Consider the following 16813-nt stretch of genomic DNA (forward strand, 5'->3'; position numbering starts at 1 on the left):
ATTGAACGCGTTGGGATGTCGGGTGCGCCGCCATTCGGTCGGTATTCACGATGCGTAATTGCCTATTTCATTCATGGTTTATCCACAGTGTGTGGTTTGTGCACAGGGTGGTGGTGGTCGGCGGGTTGTGGGGTCTGTGGGTGGGTGTCGGTTTGGGATGTTTTCGGTATGGATCAGTCAGGTGGGGGTGTGCGTCGTTCGCGGCGTGAGGTGGGTCAGTTGGGGGAGGACGCCGCGGCGGAGTATCTCGTGGGGTTGGGGTGGGCCCTGGTGCAGCGGAATTGGCGGTGCCGTTATGGGGAGTTGGATGTGATCGCGGTCGATGGTGATGCGTTGGTGGTGGTGGAGGTCAAGACGCGGACCGGGTCGTTGTACGGCGATGTGGCGGAGGCGGTGACGGTGGCCAAGTATCAGCGGATGCGCCGGCTGGCTGGGGTGTGGCTGCGTGAGCAGGGGCGGCGTTGGCCGGTGGTGCGCTTCGATGTGGTTGCCGTGCAACTCGATTCAAAGGACTGTGTGTCGATTTCGCATTTGCGTGGGGTGTTCTGAGGTGAAGTTGGGGCGGGTGCGGTCGGTGGCGATCAATGGTGTCGAGGGTGTGGTGGTGGAGATCGAGGCGTCGATTGGTCAGGGTCTGCCGGGTGTGCATTTGGTGGGGCTGGGGGATGCGGCGTTGAAGGAGGCGAAAGATCGCGTGCGTGCGGCGATCACCAACACTGCCGCGGTGAGTAAGGGTGCTGACGGGGGCGAGGGCGCTGTTGCGAAGTGGCCGGAGGGTCGTATCACGTTGGCGTTGTCGCCTGCGACGTTGCCCAAGTCGGGGTCGATGTACGACTTGGCACAAAGTCAAGTACTACAGTGTTAAACATGCAGGCAGTGATCTATGCGCGAATTTCCAAAGACCGGACGGGTGCCGGGCTAGGTGTGAATCGCCAGGTCGAAGACTGCGAGCGTCTTGCCGCAACGCTCGGCTGGAATGTGGTCGAAACATACTCCGATAACGATGTGTCGGCCTACTCCGGGCGACGCAGACCGAGCTACGACCGGATGCTCAAGGACTTAGCTTCCGGTAGAGCGTCTGCCATCCTGGCTTGGCATGCAGACCGACTGCACCGTCGACCAGTTGAACTAGAAGACTTCATCACGTTCTGCGAGGAACACCGGATAGAGATCCGCACTGTCAACGCGGGTGACTTCGATCTGTCGACGGCATCGGGCAAGATGGTCGCGCGGATGTTGGGAGCTGCCGCCCGCCACGAGGTCGAGCACTCGATCGAGCGGCAGAAACGCGCGAAGGCCGAAGCAGCTGAACACGGGAAGTACCGCGGGGGCCGTCGACCCTTCGGCTGGGACAGTGACGGAATGACACTGAATCATGTTGAAGCACAATCTATTCAGCGTGCAGCAAATGAACTGCTTGCAGGTCGTTCCTTGCGGTCAATCGTCAAGGAATGGAACGAGTCCGGGTTGCGAACATCGTTCGGCAACAAGGAATTCAACACACTCACGGCGAAGAAGATTCTACTACGGCCGCGTAACGCGGGTTACGCGCTGCACGAAGGTCGCCGGATTCACTCCGGACAGTGGGAACACATCCTTGATGTAGACACCTTCACCGCGCTCGAAGCCTTGATCACCGATCCAGCTCGCGGGAGGTCGATAGCTTTCGAGCGCCGTTGGCAGGGCTCAGGTGTGTACGTGTGTGGTCGGTGCTCTGACACCATGCTTGTGTCACAAACCAAAGGCGTTCACTACTATCGCTGTGCATCTGGGCCGCATCTGACACGTGTCGCTGACCAGCTAGACGCCCTGGTGTCCAGCCTTGCCGTTGAACGGTTGGCAGACGCCAACTTGACCTCCGGAGCAGACGACGGTGTGGACGTCGATGGTCTTCGGACACGGCGCGAAGCCCTCCAGATTCGATTGGACGAACTTGCAACCATGTTCGCGGACGGCACGGTGTCGGGGCAGCAGCTACAAGTGGGTAGTAAGCGGCTTCGCGCCGATCTGGCCGCGGTCGAGGCGGAGATTGCCGCTGCGCAACAAACATCGGTGATGGCCAACATGGCACTCACGGAGGGTGACATTGAGGAACGGTGGGAGGGGCTTTCGCCGGACCTGCGTGGCAAAGTTATTGCCGCGCTGATGACGGTGACGGTTCTCCCCGCTCCGAAGGGTCGCCGTCCTGGTGGCGGCTACTTCGATCCCGACTGCGTTCAGATCGACTGGTTGAGCTAGTGGCCGTCAGAAACTCTCAGGGGTGTGACTGTGCGTGAGGGGAACGAGCTGCCGCCCGTTGCTGTTAGGGCGATTCAAGATGCACTGGAGCTTGTGCGCCTCGATCAGGAAGTTGACCCTCCGATTCCTCCTAACGATGTAAAGCATCGCAGGCAGTAGGGCTCAGGAACGCGCACCTCTGGGAATGTGGCTTAATCGGGGATTCGGCGAGTGGCGGGCACATGACCACAACGAACGTAATAAAAATCTTACCTCTTTGGGTGGATTTGTTTTGCCTCCAGGGCGGCGCTGACCAGCGAGGTCACCCAAAATTCTCACGTGAGGGATCGCGACAAGAGTAAGAAAAATCTTACTTGACCCTTTGGGTTCGGTCCGCGCTCGTCTAGCTTTGCTGTCAGTCCCCGATTTCCTGAATTAGGGCGACAGAGCCCAAGCACCACATCGCACAACTGAATACCGCAGGCACGGACGCAGATACCGCGATCCGTCAACCCGGCAGTGCCGCATTGGATGTGGCCCTTGGACTTGTCCTGCCGCTCGGACAACCACGTCAATCAGGGTGATACGTGAGGGAACAGGACCGTGACTGCGCTCAAGCCCATGGGTTCGATTGCCCCATACACCGAAGAATAGGGCGCATCGAGCGTAAAGGTCGGGCTTCGGATCTAACTAGATTTGTCTATATACATGCGGATCGAAGTTGGTTCGGCTGCATCTCTGCCCGCTCTCGGGCGATCACATCAAGTCCCGGCTGGGGGTGAACTCTGTGGACAAACTGACGTTGAAACAGGCTGCCGAACGAACCGGCTTCTCGGTCGAACATCTGCGCCGACTTGCGAAGTCCGGTGACCTACCGGCTTCCCGTCGCGGCAAGCGGCTGATTGTGGTTGATCAGGCCGATCTAGCCGCCCTCGACAAGCCGTTGTAGGCCGCGAAATTGATTGACTGACAACTTAATAGCGTACTTACGGGAGCGGAGCGCGGGGCTTCGTTGGACAGGACATTTGATATGGATGAGTTGATGATGGGTGTAGGAACTGGGGTTGATGTGCTGGAAGCGCACCCGTTTTGGGATGCGCGAGCGTCGTTGCAACATGTGAGGCAGTTTGCATACGCGCGGCGTGTATCGCCGTGGGCGTTGCTGGGTGTGGTGATCGCCTACCGGTTGGCTGAGTTGCCGCCGAATTTCGTCTTACCGCCGTTGGTTGGTTCGCATGCATCGCTAAACTTCTACGCCGGTCTCGTTGCTGATTCGGGTGGTGGCAAGTCCGCTGCGATGGGTGCGGGGCGTGAACTGGCGTCGTCGGAAGTGTTCTCGCCCGAACCCGGCTCCGGGGAGGCTCTGGCCCATCTGTTCGTCAGTCGAAATAAAGCCGGGGAAGTCGAGTGGCAACGTCGATCAGTGTTGGCGCGATGGGACGAAATCACTACGTTGGCGGGGATTTCGGGCCGTAGCGGGGCGACGATCCTGTCAAAACTGTGCACCGCCTTTGTTGGTGGCGAGATTGGATCTTCCCATGTTGACCGGCAGAAGTCGTTGCCGTTGGGTGAGCACGAGTACCGCTTCTGCGTGCTAGCGGGTGTGCAGCCGTCGCGCTCGAATGTCCTGCTAGGCGAGAAAACGGTTGGGCTACCGCAAAGGTTTTTGTGGCTACCGGCAACAGACGTTTCGATGCCCACGGTGAAACCTCCCGATCCGGGTGCGCTGAACGTCGCAGACCTCGATCCGCTGACCGACAGGCCCGGTGCGCTGTTGACGCAGGTTGTTGTTCCAGTGCCCGATGCTGTCGCGGCTGCCGTCGATGCAGAGCAGTTGCGACGAGCACGTGGCGGTCTGGTAGACCCACTGGACTCTCACGCGCAATTGGTGCGGCTCAAGGTCGCAGTTGGTCTCGACCTTCTTGACCCTGATGTGGATCGCCCAGCGGTGACCGCGGAGGGATGGCGACTGGCGGGTTTGGTTATGGACGAATCAAACCGCACGCGTACGTCGATGACAGACCGGCTCCGAGCTGATCGCATGGCCGACGCGGCAGAGGCCGGTGAACTCGAAGGTGTACGGTCTGCGGCCCGTTCTGATACCTCTCAGGCCATCGAGCGGGTTACCGCGTGGGTAGCTCGAAAGCTACAGGATGCGGCAATGACTTCCGGAGCCCTCAAGAGAGCGGCACCGTCACGAGACCGCCAAATCCTCGAAGAAGTGGTCCGCTCGATGACTTCGACTGGTCGGTGCGTGATGAACGCTGCCGGTGAACTTGAACTTCAGGGTCCAGCTGAGCGCACTGGCATCAACTGGGACGACATTTGATGCTTCGAAATCTGCGGTGTGGACGTGTGGACATGTGGACACGCTTCGTGCGTGGACACCGGACTTGTCCCTATATGAAAGACAAATGTGTATGTATTTAGTTCTCTACCAGCAGTGTTCGGTTTTCGCCGTCGTTTCGACGGGAGTGCGGTTCTGTGCGCAACACATGTCCACATGTCCACATGTCCACATGTCCACATGTCCACATGTTCACGTGCCTTATCGACGTATCAAGGAGTTTGAAAACACAATGCGTATTGCAAAACACAACGTCCGGCCTCATGTCACCTACGCCGACCACTCTGACCGGCCAGTCATCTTTCGTGCGGGGAACGGGCTGGACATGTTCATGGGAGTTGATGAGGCGACCCGAATCAGGGACGAGCTGACTGTTGCTCTTGAGGGTTTAGATGCAGGGCGTGGATGACTCCCCCCTTTTCGACGTCTCAATTACTGGATTCGATGCCCGAAGTGGTCGCGGCACTCCGGAACCCCGACAACCACCGGTCTGGCCGCTTAAACGGGGCCGCGATTGACGCCGCGGACAACGAGTTTCGGACCTTGGCCTACCTCGCGACCGAGCACTGCAACCTGTCGCTCGCGGGGATTCCGACGTATCGGCGGGCCAATGGGGAACTGCTCGGTATCTCTCCGCGGATGAGGCCGGTGCAGCTGGTGTGGCTGCGTGATGACGTGCGGGACCGACTCAATCTGTCTATGCCGTGGTTGTTGCCGTTGCTGATGCGGTCGCGAGGGCAGTCAATCCGGGTCTCGCGTGCCGCGCAGACCATCATGCTCGGGCTCCGAGATTCTGCGATGGAGTACGAGTTCGCGGCGTTCCGGCACAGCTTGGCTGCGTGAATGTTCCTTGATCGTGCAGACGCCGGCAAAAAGTTAGGGCGGAGCCCCTTCACGATCCGGGATTGGCAGTATGCGGGGCTACTGACCCCCGTTGTGCTCGGTGACCCGCCCCGCATCCACTACGAGGCGTCAGAGCTGTTGGCCGCTGCCCGTGAGATGCAGCGGCGGTACCTGGAGCGCCGGTTCGTCGCCGGACCTGGCCGCGGCCACAGATCAGACAAGCGGGCCGAGATTTCAGACGCACTAGGGCTCGGTCTGACGGTGATCGAGACGGCACGCCTCGTGGGTGTGTCTACGGCACTGGTTCGTGCTGTGCGGCGCGAACAACGCGCCAACGAGAACAAGAACCCCAGCGCGAAATGCGCTGTGCTGAAACGAAAGAAGAGGGAATGAAGATGATGAGTGAACGAGAAGTGCAGTACGTGGTGCGTGGCGACATGGCCCCGATCAAGGTGGCGCGGTCACCACGCGGCGATGGGGTCATGCTGCGTCAGGCGTACTCGTGGATTGTCCTGCCGAGTGCGTCCGTCGATGCACTGCTGGACACCATTGACCAGGTGCTTGATGCGGAACCTGTGAAGCCCGCGGGGTCGTTGGGCGAGCTGTCGCGGTTTCCGTCTGAGCAGAAGCCGGGTCACCCCACTTGGGGGCGCGGATAGTTGGCCCGCTACCGAGCTGAGACCCGCGTTCGGGTCAAAGCACACGAAGTCCAGGGCGGGCAGCCCGTCTCAATCTACTGGGCCAAGAACTCACTTGGGCTCTCTGTTCGTGAGGCCGTCGTTGTGGGGACCGGCCTGCTGGGTGCTGCCGCGCAGACGGACCCCGCGAGCGTCATCGACGCCTTGACCGAACTGACGGACACAATAACCAGGCAGATGCACACGTGAAACCCGCTACAGGGAACCGCCCAATGTCCTTGCGGCCAAACGGAATGCACACCTTTTTTGTGTGCATCGGCGGGCAACGGTGGATTGCAGACCGCACAGAACTACAGCTACTCGCGAATGAACTGAACCAATTATTGAAGGATGACAGATGACCTACATTTCGAATGACGCCGTGGTCGAAGCACTCCACGCAACCCGGCTCGCACCGGTACTCCACCGATTGGGAGACGATTTGCTGACGGCCGACGAACTGGCCGAGGTTGAGCGTTACACAGTGCTCGCGGAATCTGCCGAGCAAACCGCCCGCGCATACGAACTGCGGCGTATTGCGAACGCCCAGGAGCTTGCAGCAGACCTAGTTGATTCGGGTACTGCCGTCGATGAGGCGATGCTCACCGGAGCGGCCAAACGCATGGCCGCGATTGACGACGTACACCTGATCGCGAAAAGCGTCTACGCAGAGGCGACTCGAAAGGCGCGGGCGGTGGCGTTCGCCAACGTGAAAGACGTGCCGCGGATCGTTACCTCGCGTTACAACACCATCGCGGCAGAACTGGATCAGATTGGACCGAAGCTAGCGAACGTGAAGACAGCTCAGCAGGCCATCGAATCCGGCAAAACGGAGGAATGGCAGCGAGTCTCAGAACTTCAGGAGACCTACAAAGCGCTGTCACGGTTCATCACAGAGCTGCGCTCACGGGGGTTGATCCCTAAGGCCCGATTGCAGGGGCAGGAAGGGGCTCACTGGAACTTCGTCCTGCCCGTCAACACGTTTGAGTTCCAGAATGCAGCACGGGCAAACGACGATGGCCGAGCATCGTTCCTGTTGAACATGAAGCGGAAACCATGGGTACCTGACAGCGAACACGAGGCCGAGAGCGTGCGGGTCTCGTGGGATAAGGGCAACGTAGAAGAGGTGACCGCGGCATGATCGACGGCACATTGCGACAGGTGCTCGATGAACTCAAAGATGACCAGTCCGATGGCAGCGGCGTGAAGATCGGTACGTCTTACGCGCAACGACTAGCAGCCGAACAGGCCGAGCAGGTGAGAGCGAAGGCAATCGCGGATACAGCGGCAGCCCCGCGGCCGGTCACCAGCAAACCCGAACCCATCGACGCCGGATCAGTGAGCATTGAGCCGCGCGGTGGCGGCAATCCGTATGGCGCGACAGTCAACCCATCAGACGTTGACAGCATCGTGAACCAGGTTGCAGCGGGCAGGCACTCCGAAACCCCGCTCACGCAGCGCACTCCGGGCACCTGGGCTTAACGCCGATCACCAACTATCCGGACCACCGGCCCCGCCACATTTCAATGGCGGGGCCGGTCCTGTTCTGCCGAAGGACCACCAATGTTCTACACCGACATAACCGAAGCGCCCGTCACCCGCGAACGTGCCGCCGAACTCATCGCCTGCTCGCTAGACCTCATCGACCGCCACATTTCCCGCGGCGTACTCAGACCCGTTTCGTACACCGAAGACGGCACACCGCTGTTTTCGTCGGCGGACTGTTGGGACTTGTACAAAGGCACCCCGCGTGGCTGGCAGCTCGTGTCCGGCCCGCGGGGCAAGCCATGACAGAGAGGGTTTGTACCCACTGCAAGATGGCCAAGTCCATTGGCGACTATGGCCCCGACCGGCGCAGACCAGCAGGACTGCGCTCTTGGTGCCGACGGTGCGACCGAGACACCACGCGCGCGTACCGACGCCGCAAGACTTGTTCGAAGTGCGGGCAGGATAAGCGGGAGGCGGAGTTCTACAGCGCTGGTCCGGGCCGCGGGCCCCGCGCCGACTGTAAGGAATGCAACCGCAAGAACTTCCGCGACCGCTATACCGGTGAACTCCGCGAACGCATGAAAGCGCGCACTCTAGCCCGATACCACCAGGTCAGAGGCAACGCCGCCTGACTCACTGGAGTACGCCACTGGGCCTCTCAGCGCCCGTTTTTGGTCGATTCTGCGTGCCATATGAGCTGTGAGTGAAAAGGTCGCTGGGGCGGCAGATATAGACCGTCAGTTCAACCGGGGGGCACCCCCAGGGTCTGCGGCGCTACTCTGTGAGGGCAAAGGTCGCTAGGTGTTCCTGTATCTCACTGATGAGATGGTCGCGGTCCTCCTCAACATGCCGCTGAGCGGTTATTCGTAGTTCCCTGGCGTCGCGAACGGTTCGGTATCCGATATTGAGTTCAATGGCGATTCTCGCGGTCCTCGCGATTACGGCCTCGCTGCCCACGATTCGGATTTTCCCAGAAATTCCGCCAAGTCGGTCGCGCGAACTGTTAAAGGCGTCGTAATGAGCTTGGATTTCCGCGTCGTCCATTGAGGCCCGATTGCGAAAGGTGATGATTAACAAATCATTTACAGCTGCGACCAATTCCGCATAGTCCTCAATGAGTTCTTTTCGTTGGTCACTGTGTCGCTGGGCTCTGCGATCCGCGGCTGCAATCGCGCGCTGGGTGGCGAGTTGCGCGTCCAACGCATCGCGTTGGCCCGCCAATTGGCGCGTGAGGTCGTCGGATTGTTTGTTTCGGTTCTGCCACTGCGCGACGAATGCGAGCAGCGCCGCAACCAAAACAGCGGTTCCAGCTATCAGTGTTGCCCAGGGCTGTGTCATAGAGACCTACGGTAGGCGGACCGTCGACCAGGTCTCGCCAATTCGCTGCAAACATCGCGCCAGCTAGCCTCCCGTCCAGGACTGGAGTAGCACAAACGGACTACGGGCAGAATTGAGCATGCAGAGAGTAGATCGATTGTCCGAATGTGATCGTGGTAACGAATTGGTTCGCAACGGCTCCCCATGGGCCCGGCCGTGTCAGGATCTCGTCACAAGTGTGATGAATCACAGAAGGGGCGCACAGGGGCGTTGTCTATTCCAGAGCTGGGCGGGGCCCACGCGACTCTCCCGGAGGGATGCCACCAGGCAACTCTCGAAGAGATCTACCAGACCTTCGTGGTGGATGCGCCGCACCGCGCTGAACGTGACCTCATGTACCGGGCGCTCGTGCTCTACGTCGATGTGTTGCGGACGGTGTTTCCGACCGGCCGATTGTGGATCGACGGGGGTTTCGTGACCCATAAGCTTTGGCGTGCGCCCGAAGACATTGACGTGGTCGCTGTCGTACCTATGACGGACTATTCGAACGTGTGTACGAATGCTGCTGCTATGTTGCCCCTGATGACCCTGCAACACGTTTCGTCGCGAGAGTTCGCGGGCACGGTGCCGAGGTTGCAGGCGATGGGCGGTCTGGTGGACGGGTTCATTGTTCCGGACGTCGAGGTGCAAACTGACTATTGGGCAGACTTGTGGTCACGGATCAAAGACCGGCATGGGAACCCGCTCCCCGAAACCGAGCGGAAGGGCTTCTTGGAGGTGACGCTGTGAGTACAGCCCGTGATGACCGACGGCTTGAAGACAAACTGCGTGACGCTCTGAGGAGCGCAGGCGGGAACAGCGTTGTCGAACAGCATATACGCGCCACGATTCGCGCAAGCCTGAGCGATGACGACACCACGCTCGTCAACGTATACGAGCAAGAGGCTGGACCAGAGCAAGCTGAAGTAGATCTACACCTTGAAGGACCGGGAGCCGAGGGTCATTCAACTAATGCTCTACAGTTTTCACGTTTCGTTAGTGGGATGAGTGAAGCTGTCAAACAAACTGCCAAGGCACGTGCTGGACGTTCGAGATATAGTGACAATTTGCTAATCGAGGGCGCGACACCAGGTTCAGTGCGTGTGGTCTTTCGGATCGCAGACCAGGAGATGCCAGCCGGGCAGACATCCGACCCATCATCCGTCGCTTCGTCCGTGGACTCGGATGCGCTGCGTACGGTAGCGAGCATTCTGGGCCATGCAAATGACCCGGATCCTGAAAGCCCTCTTGCTGCTGAAGTGTCGGAACTACCCGGTAGCGCGCGGCAGGCGCTGAAGCGTGTTGTAAATGCGTCTGTTAAGGGCGGCTGGGGTATTAGCGGTTCGATTCGACAACGCCACGTGGGTCTCAGTAGCCTGCGGTTTACAGTTGAAGGTGCTGTTCGATTGCGTCTCGAGTTAGAGTCGAGTCACGAGAAACAACGGGAGGCTCGCGAAGTTGGTCGAATAGATGGCTTCCGCTGGTCCTTGGGCGCTTTCTACTTCATTCCGCTTGAAGGGCGTCCATTCGCGGCCGGCGTGACCGACGCCAGGGTCGCGCACGAAGTTACTGAGTTGATGTCGCAACCGGACCAGTTGGTTGTCGGAGTTTTTGACGTCATCGAATCTTTCGCACCCGGCGCTGCGGATTCACGACCCCGCGTCAGTCGCGTATTAAAGCGAGTCGACAGACTGGGCGAACAGCAAGCTATACCGATGCCGCCGACCCGTCCAATTTTGATGTCTGCCCTCGAAACTATCTCTGACGACGATGATCCGCCCCCGGCGCTCCCGCCCGGATCGACTGACGACCAATAATTTCGGAGCAGGTAGTTAGGGGCAAACCGCGTTCGGCGAGTTCGCGGCGCTGTCTGCTCCGCAACCTATGCTGAATGGCATGGTGGAATGGGGCGATCCCGAAGAGCGAGAGGTCACTACTGAGCTGTCCGCGGGCATCTCGAAGTGGATGCCTCTTGACCTGTCGTGGAGCCGGAAAATCACACAGCGATGGACGGCCCGCTCTCAGGAGTTTGCGGACGACGTGTCCGGGCTGTCGGGTCTCAGCTCCGAAGAGATTGGCCAACGTGTTGACGAGAGCGAAGAGTTGGGCGAAGCCCTATTCGATGCTGGTGAGAAGGCCGTGAGGACGCCGGACCGCACCTTCAGGTCCGGCCTGGCGCGCCTTGTCGTTGCTGGGCTGAGGGATAATGCCTTGGTTGATGAGGCCGTTTACCTAACATCGATATTGAAGCAATTAGAACCGGTTCATCTTCGCGTACTAAGGCATGCCGCGCACGCACCCTTCGTAGACAAAGATCATAAAATAGTTGGGTTCGGCAAATGGGTTCGACCTGCATACATCGAACAAGTCGCTAATTTAGAACCACTAATTGTTCGATCGTCCGCAATGCGATTGGAATCTTTGGGCCTATTTTCGCAGCGGAATGACGATGGTGATGTTCTGAGGTGGTCGAAGTCGCCAGGTGGTTATTGGTGGGTGACCGACGTGGGCAGAAAATTGCTTGATTACTGTGTAATCATCGATCGGGAGAGTGACGAATCGTAAGCGCTGGGATCGCGCATGCGACTCTCCGTCTAAGGTTTCCGCTATGGGATTAAGTGATCTGACGGCGGATGCGGTATCGGCCGCGATGTCGGAGTACGACAGAATCGGTCGTGAAGCCTTCAGGGAGAAGTACGGGTTCGGTGCCGCGAGCACGTATTTCGTCGTCCGTGATGGCAAGCGCTACGACTCGAAGGCGGTCGCGGGCGTGGCGCACGGGTACCTGCCGGGTCGAAAGCCGATGCAGTCGTCGGAGTTCACGGGCGGCGAGCAGTCGGTCGCACGAAGGCTTCGTGCGCTTGGGTACCGCGTCCCGAACGAGCGCCTCGATTGGGTTCGCGACGAAGTGATCCTTGCCTGCGACATTCTGGTGGACAACAACTGGGTGTACATGGGCGCAAACGATCCTCGCGTAATCGAGCTGTCCGCGTTGCTTCAGAAGTTGCCGTTCTACCCTCCGGAGATTCGCGGCGACAAATTCAGGAACCCGAACGGGGTTGGACGTAAGACCGCGGACATCGCGACCCATCATCCCGATTACCGAGGTAAGCCGACGAAGGGTGGCGCAACAGACAGAGAGGTGCTGGCCGAGTTCCTAGAGCATCCTCAAGAAATGCGTGCTATTGCCGCAGCGATCCGGAAGACGCTGGCCGCGAATGCGTTTGAACAACTGCCGCAAGCGCCCGTGGATGACGAGGATGAATCAGCGCCGGAAGGCCGCCTCCTGCAGCGTCAGCACTTCGTTCGGGAGCGCGATCGGAAGCTGCGGCGAAAAAAGATCGCTGACTATCTCCGAACGCACGATCGCGTCGCTTGTGAGGTCTGTGAGTTTGATTTCGAGGCGACCTACGGTGAGCGTGGGCGCGAGTACACCGAGGTTCACCACATTCTTCCGCTCCATGCTTCAGGCGAGACCAAGACGAAGCTTGAAGACCTCATACTTTTGTGCGCAAACTGCCACAGAATGATCCATCGCTCATCGCCTTGGCTGACCCCGGATCAGTTGCGTTTTCTAATCACCTAGTTTTCGGTGTGCGTTTGTGGAACTCGGACAGACTCAGCAGTTGCTGGAGTTCGGCGCGACGGTCAGGCGTCAAGCAAGGAGACTCGGCGACCTCGCCGCGAATGTACTCGCGCAACCAGACGTCGTAACCGGGCTCGGTTGAGTACATTCGTGGCCACCTTAAGTTGGTCGTGTCCTAGTAGGGAACCACTCGATTCGATTGTTGTGCAACTGTTTCGGATAGGAGGAACAAATACTTGTCGTTGCGTTGAAACCGTGTTCCGTCGTGTGAAAATCATGTCGTGAGATTTGGGCCCACGGGCTGCCTTGCTTGATGACCCCCCATGGCCCTGGCCCATTTTCCGCCGACGCTCGTCATCCCCAGCACTCCTAGCCCCACAGCACCGAGACGGTGCGGGGTATCGGAATATGACCACCGTCGAAATTGATCAGACTTCGGGATGGTGCACTGAGCCGGTTCTCAGAGACTTACTGTCGGCACGAAACCGGGGCGCGCTGGTTTGGGGGCGGGCACGCCGAGAAGAACGCCCAGCGATCAATTCAGAGGCATCACCGGCCCTTGCCCGATACCGTTGTCCCGGTGATGAACTACGACGTAGAGACGTATCGTGACGGGCCCTGGTGGATGGTGCGGATTCCTGCGCTTGATGGTCTGACGCAAGCGCGCTCCGAAGATGAGATTGCCTTGGTGGCGCGGGAGTACATCGCGGTCACAACGAATGTGGAACTCGAAGAGGTTGCGGTCCGCGTGCGAAACGAGGCCTGAGGCGGTCAGCCTCACGCCGCGAAACCAAGAACAACCATGAACGCGGCAGTGCCCAGAAACAGGCCGTAGGCGGCGCACAGGGCCAGCACGACGGTAACGGTTGCAGCAATGGCGCGGCGACGAGAGTAGTTGGGGGAGTGCGCAGATACACTGCGGTCGCGGTTCATGGCGGCTAGTTCCCGTCGTGAGTCGAAGGCTCGCTCGGTGGCTGCAACCACCGTGTGAGCCGCCCTGTCATCTAGGACAGGGGCAACTTAACCTTTGCGTTGGCGTTGGCTTTGGCGGTGCTGACCGCGGGGAATGATTATGCGCCTGCATATTTGGAGAAGTCTGTGTTCTTGGGTGAGTTGGCGCTCGACGGGCGGGTTCGGCCGGTGCGTGGGGTGTTGCCTGCGGTGGTGGCGGCTCGGCAGGCGGGTTTCACTCATGCGGTGGTGCCGTTGGGCAATGTTGCCGAGGCGGCATTGGTGTCGGGGATCGAGGTGGGTGGGGCGAGTCATCTGCGGGAGGTGCTCGCCTGGCTCAAGGGAACGTTCGTGCTGGACACGGTGGGTCCGCGGGAGCCGGTCCGGTCGATGGTGGCGGGGCCGGATCTGTGTGATGTGGTGGGTCAGGACGAGGCGCGGTATGCGATGGAGGTTGCTGCTGCGGGGGCGCATCATCTGTTGTTGACGGGGCCGCCGGGGATCGGGAAGACGATGTTGGCGCGGCGGTTGCCGGGGATCTTGCCGCCGTTGAACGAGGCCGAGGCGTTGGAGGTCACGGCGATTCATTCGATTGCCGGTGGGTTGCCGGCTGATCATCCGTTGATTCGTGATGCGCCGTTCATCGCTCCGCATCACTCGACGACGGTGACTGCGATGATCGGCGGGGGTACTGGGATGGCCAAACCCGGTGCGGTGTCGCGGGCGCACCGCGGCGTCCTGTTCCTCGACGAGTGCGCGGAGCTCGGTGTCAAGGTGCTCGAGACATTGCGAACTCCGTTGGAGGACGGTGAGGTTCGAGTGGCACGCCGAGACGGGGTCGCTCGATTTCCTGCCCGCTTCCAGCTGATATTGGCGGCCAACCCGTGCCCGTGCGCTCCGGCGAACGATGTGGACTGTGTGTGCTCGCCCACTGCCCGTCGTCGTTATCTTGGCAAGCTGTCGGGGCCGCTCATGGATCGGGTCGACATCCGGGTTCGGATGGATCCTCCCGGGACAGCGGCGCTGGCGGGCGGGCCCGCGGAATCGAGTGCTGTTGTCCGCGAGCGTGTGATGGCGGCACGGGCCGCTGCTCGCGACCGCTGGCTCGCCCACGGGTGGCAGACGAATGCCGAGGTGCCGGGGTCGGTACTGCGGCGCGGCGATTTTCGCCTGCCGGGTTCGGTGGTCAGGCCGATCGAACTGTTTCTGCGAGATGGACGGGTGACGGCACGCGGAGCGGACCGGGCACTTCGCCTGGCGTGGACGCTTGCCGATCTCTCCGGAGCCGACCAGCCGACCGAAAACCATGTGGCGCAAGCGTTGATGTTCCGCGATCGCGGATACAACTGAGGGGACGACATGCTCGACGACAAGACACGACTCGACTGGGCCTACCTCGCCGGAGTGGCCGAGCCACCGAACGCCGCTCTGCACAAGCTGATTGCGGAGGTGGGGGTGACCGAGGCGGCGCGCGCGGTGTCGCGGCAGTCGGTGCCGCCCGGCCACGAAGAAGTGCTGCGGGCGACGGTGGCTCGCCACCAGGTCAACACCGCCGAGGACGACTTGTCCGCGATCGCCCGACTCGGTGGCAGGCTGGTGACGCCCTCTGACGACGAATGGCCCGGCTGGCAGCTTCTCGCGCTGGGCCGGGCGGACACGGCCGCCAAAGGCGGTGAGCCCTTGGCGCTGTGGGTCCGTGGCCCGGCAAGGCTCGACGGCGCCGTCGACCGATCGGTGGCGTTGGTCGGTTCTCGCGCGGCGTCGGGCTATGGCGAGCACGTCACGTCGTCGCTCACCGGCGGTCTCGTCGGCGAAGGGTGGTCGGTGATCTCCGGAGGTGCCTACGGCATCGATGGCGTGGCGCACCGGTGTGCGTTGGCCGCGGACGGGACCACGGTGGCCGTGCTCGCATGCGGACTCGACCGTGACTACCCGGCCGGTCACGCCAGGTTGATTGCCGAGATCGCTCGCACCGGAGCGGTGGTCAGTGAATACCGCCCGGGCACATCGGCGGCCAAGCATCGCTTCTTGACCCGGAACCGACTGGTGGCGGCATTGTCGCGGGCAGTCGTCGTGGTGGAGGCAGGCGGGCGCAGCGGCGCGGCCAACACAGCGGCGTGGACTCGGAAGCTGGGGCTACCTCTGGGTGCGGTCCCAGGGCCGATCACGTCCGCGACGTCGATCGGATGCCACCGGATGATTGCCGACGGTGTGGCGCAACTGGTGACCAGCTCAGACGACATCATCCGGCTATCCGAGCCCGACGGTGTGACCGGTCCGGAGACCCGCACGCCAGCGATGCGCCCAACCGACGGCCTCGACGACACCCAGCAACGAACCTATGACGCCGTGCCGGCGCGTGGATCACTGACCATCGGTGAGATCGCTTTCGCGAGTGGACTCGACGTACGCGAGGTGCGCTCTGCGCTGGCCGTCCTGGAAACGCGAGGCTTGCTGAGCACCAACGGATCCGGGTGGCGACTGGCCGGATCGCGGTGAGTCCCTCAGGGTCGCCGAGGGACGCCGATGACAGTTCGTAGGAGCAGATCGGTGACCGCGGTCGGTAGAGCGCCCACCATCGTCGCCTGAACCTTGTTCGCGGCACCGACGACGTAACGGGCCCGCGGCCGCCGCGCCGTCAAGGCGGATTCGATGGTGGCGGCGACAGTGTCTGCAGGTACCGCGACCTTCTGCGAGAGGGGAATCGACTTGCGGTATCCGGCAATGTGTTTGGCGTAGAGAGCGCGGTGTTCGCGCGACATGTCACTCACCAAGTCTTCGAGAGTGGATTCGGCGTCGCGCCAGATGTCGGTGTCGGTCTGGCCTGGTTCGATCAGCACGACGGGGATCTTCCACGGCCGCACCTCCATTCGCAGCGCGTCCGCCATGCCTTCGAGAGCGAACTTCGACGCGTTGTAGGCGCCCGTCATCGGGGTGGCGATCCGGCCGCTGACCGACGACACGAACAGCACTCGTCCACGGGAGGCCCGGAGCCGGGGCAGCAACGCGCGGGTGACGGCATGCTGACCGATGACGTTGACATCGAGTTGGTGTCGGAGTTGTTCGGGTGACACGGCTTCCACCGGACCGCCGACGACGATGCCGGCATTGTTGACAACCGCGTCCAGCTCGGCAGGCAACACGCGGTCCAGGTCCGCCACGTGGTCAGCGTCGGTGATGTCGAGGACGACGGGTGTGATCAGTCCGGGTGCCAGTGCGCGCAACTCGGCGCCGGCGGCGTCGTCACGCACTCCCGCGAATACGTTCCAGCCCGCATTCGCGAGGCGCTGCGTGGTCGCGCGTCCGATACCGCGGGAGGCGCCGGTGATCAATATGGTGGGCATGGCA

Annotated in this window: 20 protein-coding genes and 2 pseudogenes; 18 read left to right on the top strand and 4 right to left on the bottom strand. The window is 61.0% G+C overall.

All coding sequences use genetic code 11. The features are described from left to right. Positions 1-168 precede the first annotated feature (168 nt). From CSW57_RS22785 to CSW57_RS22840, 11 genes and pseudogenes are all read left to right on the top strand, one after another. Positions 169-549: a YraN family protein gene (locus CSW57_RS22785; protein WP_099384902.1), complete on the top strand. Its 381-nt coding sequence runs from the start codon at positions 169-171 to the stop codon at positions 547-549. A gap of 1 nt (position 550) precedes the next feature. Further along, positions 551-841: pseudogene (locus CSW57_RS22790) on the top strand (magnesium chelatase domain-containing protein); the annotation flags it as partial. Between the two features lie 26 nt (positions 842-867). Next, on the top strand, positions 868-2238 hold the full coding sequence (locus CSW57_RS22795; RefSeq protein ID WP_099384903.1) for a recombinase family protein: 1371 nt from the start codon (positions 868-870) through the stop codon (positions 2236-2238). A gap of 766 nt (positions 2239-3004) precedes the next feature. Then, entirely contained in the window at positions 3005-3166 is a 162-nt protein-coding gene (locus CSW57_RS24560) for a helix-turn-helix domain-containing protein (protein WP_189339410.1), read from the top strand. A gap of 81 nt (positions 3167-3247) precedes the next feature. Continuing rightward, positions 3248-4546 (top strand): hypothetical protein, encoded by a 1299-nt coding sequence (locus CSW57_RS22805; RefSeq protein WP_099384905.1) that lies wholly within the window; start codon positions 3248-3250, stop codon positions 4544-4546. A gap of 423 nt (positions 4547-4969) precedes the next feature. Continuing rightward, positions 4970-5407: a hypothetical protein gene (locus CSW57_RS22810; protein ID WP_143696598.1), complete on the top strand. Its 438-nt coding sequence runs from the start codon at positions 4970-4972 to the stop codon at positions 5405-5407. Next, positions 5408-5800: a hypothetical protein gene (locus CSW57_RS22815; protein WP_143696599.1), complete on the top strand. Its 393-nt coding sequence runs from the start codon at positions 5408-5410 to the stop codon at positions 5798-5800. A 2-nt stretch (positions 5801-5802) separates the two neighbouring features. Further along, the gene (locus CSW57_RS22820) at positions 5803-6066 is read left to right on the top strand and encodes a hypothetical protein (RefSeq protein ID WP_143696600.1); all 264 of its coding nucleotides are present in this window, start codon (positions 5803-5805) and stop codon (positions 6064-6066) included. 376 nt (positions 6067-6442) lie between these two features. Further along, positions 6443-7225 carry a hypothetical protein gene (locus CSW57_RS22830; RefSeq protein ID WP_099384910.1) on the top strand — a complete coding sequence of 261 codons (783 nt, stop codon included), beginning with the start codon at positions 6443-6445 and terminating at the stop codon, positions 7223-7225. After that, complete coding sequence (locus CSW57_RS22835; RefSeq protein ID WP_099384911.1) at positions 7222-7566, top strand: hypothetical protein; 345 nt, start codon at positions 7222-7224, stop codon at positions 7564-7566. The genes CSW57_RS22830 and CSW57_RS22835 overlap by 4 nt, the downstream gene beginning before the upstream one ends. 81 nt (positions 7567-7647) lie before the next feature. After that, entirely contained in the window at positions 7648-7875 is a 228-nt protein-coding gene (locus tag CSW57_RS22840) for a hypothetical protein (protein ID WP_099384912.1), read from the top strand. 471 nt (positions 7876-8346) lie between these two features. Here the strand turns inward: CSW57_RS22840 and CSW57_RS22845 are convergent, their stop codons facing one another. Further along, positions 8347-8910, bottom strand: coding sequence for a hypothetical protein (locus CSW57_RS22845; RefSeq protein ID WP_099384913.1), 564 nt, complete (start codon positions 8908-8910; stop codon positions 8347-8349). Positions 8911-9093: 183 nt separating this feature from the next. On the opposite strand from CSW57_RS22845, the gene CSW57_RS22850 reads away from it, so the two are divergent. The 4 genes from CSW57_RS22850 (at position 9094) to CSW57_RS22865 (ending at position 12514) form a co-directional block, all read left to right on the top strand. Continuing rightward, positions 9094-9678, top strand: a complete 585-nt coding sequence (locus CSW57_RS22850) for a DUF6932 family protein (RefSeq protein ID WP_099384914.1) — start codon at positions 9094-9096, stop codon at positions 9676-9678. Further along, entirely contained in the window at positions 9675-10745 is a 1071-nt protein-coding gene (locus tag CSW57_RS24335; RefSeq protein WP_143696602.1) for a hypothetical protein, read from the top strand. Before CSW57_RS22850 ends, CSW57_RS24335 begins: the two co-directional genes overlap by 4 nt. Positions 10746-10824: 79 nt before the next feature. Next, a complete protein-coding gene (locus CSW57_RS22860) occupies positions 10825-11493 on the top strand; it encodes a hypothetical protein (RefSeq protein ID WP_143696603.1) in 669 nt (222 codons plus the stop codon). Between the two features lie 43 nt (positions 11494-11536). Continuing rightward, a complete protein-coding gene (locus CSW57_RS22865; protein ID WP_099384917.1) occupies positions 11537-12514 on the top strand; it encodes an HNH endonuclease in 978 nt (325 codons plus the stop codon). Here CSW57_RS22865 and CSW57_RS24565 read toward each other — a convergent pair. Beyond that, complete coding sequence (locus CSW57_RS24565; RefSeq protein ID WP_189339412.1) at positions 12507-12662, bottom strand: hypothetical protein; 156 nt, start codon at positions 12660-12662, stop codon at positions 12507-12509. The genes CSW57_RS22865 and CSW57_RS24565 overlap by 8 nt on opposite strands. 435 nt (positions 12663-13097) lie before the next feature. Between CSW57_RS24565 and CSW57_RS22870 the strand changes: the two genes are divergently transcribed. Beyond that, on the top strand, positions 13098-13280 hold the full coding sequence (locus CSW57_RS22870) for a hypothetical protein (RefSeq protein WP_223249447.1): 183 nt from the start codon (positions 13098-13100) through the stop codon (positions 13278-13280). An 11-nt stretch (positions 13281-13291) separates the two neighbouring features. Here CSW57_RS22870 and CSW57_RS24570 read toward each other — a convergent pair whose 3' ends face one another. Then, a complete protein-coding gene (locus CSW57_RS24570) occupies positions 13292-13447 on the bottom strand; it encodes a hypothetical protein (protein WP_189339413.1) in 156 nt (51 codons plus the stop codon). A gap of 93 nt (positions 13448-13540) precedes the next feature. Here CSW57_RS24570 and CSW57_RS22875 point away from each other — a divergent pair. Together CSW57_RS22875 and dprA are read left to right on the top strand one after the other, a co-directional pair. Further along, positions 13541-14815 (top strand): annotated as a pseudogene (locus CSW57_RS22875) (YifB family Mg chelatase-like AAA ATPase); the annotation flags it as partial. Positions 14816-14824: 9 nt separating this feature from the next. Then, the gene (gene dprA / locus CSW57_RS22880; protein ID WP_099384919.1) at positions 14825-15964 is read left to right on the top strand and encodes a DNA-processing protein DprA; all 1140 of its coding nucleotides are present in this window, start codon (positions 14825-14827) and stop codon (positions 15962-15964) included. A 5-nt stretch (positions 15965-15969) separates the two neighbouring features. Here dprA and CSW57_RS22885 read toward each other — a convergent pair whose 3' ends face one another. Beyond that, complete coding sequence (locus tag CSW57_RS22885) at positions 15970-16809, bottom strand: SDR family oxidoreductase (RefSeq protein WP_099385053.1); 840 nt, start codon at positions 16807-16809, stop codon at positions 15970-15972. Positions 16810-16813: the final 4 nt, after the last annotated feature.

Origin of the sequence: Williamsia muralis (assembly GCF_002735905.1) — a bacterium.
In the GTDB taxonomy this organism is placed as follows: Bacteria; Actinomycetota; Actinomycetes; order Mycobacteriales; family Mycobacteriaceae; genus Williamsia; species Williamsia muralis_A.

What these genes read in the sequence shown, in the direction of transcription:
- CSW57_RS22845 (WP_099384913.1), bottom strand. Translation starts at nt 8,910, where the DNA reads ATGACACAGCCCTGGGCAACACTGATAGCTGGAACCGCTGTTTTGGTT.
- CSW57_RS22885 (WP_099385053.1), bottom strand. Translation starts at nt 16,809, where the DNA reads ATGCCCACCATATTGATCACCGGCGCCTCCCGCGGTATCGGACGCGCG.
- CSW57_RS24570 (WP_189339413.1), bottom strand. Translation starts at nt 13,447, where the DNA reads ATGAACCGCGACCGCAGTGTATCTGCGCACTCCCCCAACTACTCTCGT.
- CSW57_RS22830 (WP_099384910.1), top strand. Translation starts at nt 6,443, where the DNA reads ATGACCTACATTTCGAATGACGCCGTGGTCGAAGCACTCCACGCAACC.
- CSW57_RS24565 (WP_189339412.1), bottom strand. Translation starts at nt 12,662, where the DNA reads ATGTACTCAACCGAGCCCGGTTACGACGTCTGGTTGCGCGAGTACATT.
- CSW57_RS22785 (WP_099384902.1), top strand. Translation starts at nt 169, where the DNA reads ATGGATCAGTCAGGTGGGGGTGTGCGTCGTTCGCGGCGTGAGGTGGGT.
- CSW57_RS22810 (WP_143696598.1), top strand. Translation starts at nt 4,970, where the DNA reads ATGACTCCCCCCTTTTCGACGTCTCAATTACTGGATTCGATGCCCGAA.
- CSW57_RS22865 (WP_099384917.1), top strand. Translation starts at nt 11,537, where the DNA reads ATGGGATTAAGTGATCTGACGGCGGATGCGGTATCGGCCGCGATGTCG.
- CSW57_RS22850 (WP_099384914.1), top strand. Translation starts at nt 9,094, where the DNA reads ATGGGCCCGGCCGTGTCAGGATCTCGTCACAAGTGTGATGAATCACAG.
- CSW57_RS22870 (WP_223249447.1), top strand. Translation starts at nt 13,098, where the DNA reads ATGAACTACGACGTAGAGACGTATCGTGACGGGCCCTGGTGGATGGTG.
- CSW57_RS22835 (WP_099384911.1), top strand. Translation starts at nt 7,222, where the DNA reads ATGATCGACGGCACATTGCGACAGGTGCTCGATGAACTCAAAGATGAC.
- CSW57_RS22820 (WP_143696600.1), top strand. Translation starts at nt 5,803, where the DNA reads ATGATGAGTGAACGAGAAGTGCAGTACGTGGTGCGTGGCGACATGGCC.
- CSW57_RS22795 (WP_099384903.1), top strand. Translation starts at nt 868, where the DNA reads ATGCAGGCAGTGATCTATGCGCGAATTTCCAAAGACCGGACGGGTGCC.
- CSW57_RS22840 (WP_099384912.1), top strand. Translation starts at nt 7,648, where the DNA reads ATGTTCTACACCGACATAACCGAAGCGCCCGTCACCCGCGAACGTGCC.
- dprA (WP_099384919.1), top strand. Translation starts at nt 14,825, where the DNA reads ATGCTCGACGACAAGACACGACTCGACTGGGCCTACCTCGCCGGAGTG.
- CSW57_RS22860 (WP_143696603.1), top strand. Translation starts at nt 10,825, where the DNA reads ATGGTGGAATGGGGCGATCCCGAAGAGCGAGAGGTCACTACTGAGCTG.
- CSW57_RS22805 (WP_099384905.1), top strand. Translation starts at nt 3,248, where the DNA reads ATGGATGAGTTGATGATGGGTGTAGGAACTGGGGTTGATGTGCTGGAA.
- CSW57_RS22815 (WP_143696599.1), top strand. Translation starts at nt 5,408, where the DNA reads ATGTTCCTTGATCGTGCAGACGCCGGCAAAAAGTTAGGGCGGAGCCCC.